This window comes from Pseudomonas sp. SIMBA_067 (assembly GCF_046534675.1).
Classification (GTDB): Bacteria; Pseudomonadota; Gammaproteobacteria; order Pseudomonadales; family Pseudomonadaceae; genus Aquipseudomonas; species Aquipseudomonas putida.
The window spans coordinates 1-345 of record NZ_JAWRYH010000157.1; the positions used below are offsets into that span (position 1 = coordinate 1).

1 protein-coding gene is annotated in these 345 nt (G+C 64.6%); it reads left to right on the forward strand.

Going from position 1 to position 345, the window contains the following annotated elements:
* A partial coding sequence (locus tag SB765_RS28505; protein WP_410932342.1) for an ATP-binding protein occupies window positions 1–345 on the forward strand: 345 nt, incomplete at both ends.

The window sequence follows — 345 nt, forward strand, 5'->3', positions numbered from 1 at the left end:
CCCGACGGGTCGTGCAGAAACTCGCCGAACAGCAGGGCTTTGACGCCACCGATGCGGGCCGGGCGGCCATTGTCGCGACCGAACTGGCCAGCAATGTGCTCAAGCATGCCAAATGCGGCGAACTGCACCTGCGCGTGCTTGGCCCTGCCAGCCAGCCTGGCATCGAACTGCTGGCGGTGGATCGCGGCCAAGGTTTCGACCTCAACCATTGCCTGGTCGACGGTTACTCCACCGGCGCAACCGCGGGTATTGGCCTGGGCGCTGTCAGCCGCTTGGCGCAGGTATTCGATGTGCACAGCGATGCCCAAGGGGCCGTGGTGCTGGCGCGACTTTATAAACAGGCTG